The sequence below is a fragment of the Flavobacterium sp. genome (assembly GCF_036405015.1).
Lineage (GTDB): Bacteria > Bacteroidota > Bacteroidia > Flavobacteriales > Flavobacteriaceae > Flavobacterium.
Genome location: NZ_DASWYK010000232.1, coordinates 1 through 1921, shown reverse-complemented (window position 1 = coordinate 1921; position 1921 = coordinate 1). Strand labels below are relative to the sequence as shown.

General features: G+C 33.9%; 3 protein-coding genes. All 3 read right to left on the bottom strand.

The genetic code is table 11. The features are described 5' to 3' along the window. Positions 1–136 (bottom strand): GDP-mannose 4,6-dehydratase (locus VGE71_RS20060; protein ID WP_331139885.1); only part of this gene is annotated, 136 nt, incomplete at its 3' end. 65 nt (positions 137–201) lie between these two features. Continuing rightward, complete coding sequence (locus VGE71_RS20055) at positions 202–1203, bottom strand: mannose-1-phosphate guanylyltransferase (RefSeq protein ID WP_331139884.1); 1002 nt, start codon at positions 1201–1203, stop codon at positions 202–204. Beyond that, on the bottom strand, positions 1193–1627 hold the full coding sequence (locus VGE71_RS20050) for an adenylyltransferase/cytidyltransferase family protein (RefSeq protein WP_331139883.1): 435 nt from the start codon (positions 1625–1627) through the stop codon (positions 1193–1195). Before VGE71_RS20050 ends, VGE71_RS20055 begins: the two co-directional genes overlap by 11 nt. Between the last annotated feature and the right edge of the window lie 294 nt (positions 1628–1921).

The following is a 1921-nucleotide window of genomic DNA, read 5'->3' as shown; positions in this document are numbered from 1 at the left end:
GATCGGTATTAAATAAAGAAGAACGTCTTTTAAGTCCGTGAACGATATACCCTTTTTTAAGTAAAAACTCGCTTAAGTATGCGCCGTCTTGTCCCGTAATCCCGGTAATTAAAGCTATTTTTGGTGTGTTAGTCATATTGTGATATTATAGAGTTTGGTGGGTATTGTGTTTTTTGTTTTGGATATTCTATAAAAGCTCTGTTATAATAATGGAGAATTAACAGCTTCTAATTCCTGATACACTTGCTTAACTTCTTGAGAATTTTCTTTTTTTACTACGAGAAAAGCATCAGGAGTATGAACTAGAACACAGTTTTCTACTCCAATAAAAGAAGTATGTACAGCAGATCCTATGAGAATATTTCCATTTGCATCGGCCTTATGACCTTTTTTTACTAAATAATCATAAACCGATTCGAAAGAACCAAGGTCAGACCATTCAAAATGAGCGGGAACAACTTTAATGTCTGAACTTCTTTCCATTACGGCATAATCAATACTTATGGAAGGAATGTTTAATGACAATTCAGCATCTAGAAATCCATCTTTGTTTTCTTCCCAAGCAATTTTTGAGGCTCTGTACACTTCAGGTTCCTGACGTTCAAGTTCTGCCAGAAACTTGTCCGCTTTGAAACAAAAAAGTCCGCTATTCCAGAAATAATTTCCGTTTTCCAGATAATTTGTTGCTGTTTCAAAATTTGGTTTTTCATGAAATGCAATTACATTTTCATTCTCAAATTCAATATAACCGTAACCCGTTTCCGGTTTAGTTGGTTTTATACCAAAAGTGACCAAATAATTCTGACTAGCAAGTTGAATTGCTTTTTGCAAAGCGTCATTATACAAATCATCACCATCAATTATATGATCGGAAGGAGTAATTAGTAAAATATCATCTGGATCTGATAAAAGAGCTGCAAATGCAATTGCTGCAGCCGTATTACGTGGAAGAGCTTCAACGATATGCATAAAAGGTTTATCGAACTTAGACATAATCGCATTACTCATTTTGTAATTTTCGATATTTCCGACTACTATCGTTTGATCAGATATCTCTAGATTACGAGCAACTGTCTTTTCAAAAAGCGACTGTCCTTCAAAAATATCGAGATATTGCTTCGGTAAAGTTTTTCTGGAAAGAGGCCATAATCTGCTTCCGACACCTCCAGTTAAAACAACGTGTGTGACCTTTTTAATTTCCATTCGAATGCACTAAAACTTCTCTTTGATAAACTTCATTACGCAAATTAGTACTAGAAAAACGATGATCTCTGGTATTAAAATACAATTCGATTCCTTTTTCTTCGCAATATGTTCTACCAGTAAAATCTCTGTCTTTATATTCGTCTCCCAAGATTCTTACATCTACAGCAAACGCTTTTAAGATATCTTCCAAATCTTGTTCTGTAGCGTAAGGAACGATTTCATCAACAAATTTACAGGCCTTTAACTGTATGTATCTTTCAACAACAGTCTGTGTAGGTTTATTTTTTGTGGGGCGGTCTAAAGTCGGGTCTGTCTGTAGACCAACAATTAAATAATCACAATGCTGTTTTGCTTCTTCAAGCATTTTAACATGCCCTGCATGCAGCAGGTCAAAAGCACTAAATGTTATTCCTGTTTTCATAATCGATTGGTTTAAATATATAAAAAGTTGTTTTTGGAAACATTTGCTAAAAGGCTTACAGAGACCATAATTTTAAAAAATGAATAAGGGTTCCCCGTGAATAGTTACATAATAACTATCCAAAAAAAAGTGGTTTATGTGTTAGAAAGCATAATAATTAACAGTCTCGGCAGGCATTAAAAATCAACAAAAAAGAACCGTATTTTTTATGCCATTAGAGAATCAAAAATTAAAACTCTATACCAGCAAAATTACTGCAAACCTAAGAGCAAAGCCGAAACTGTAAAAGACAAT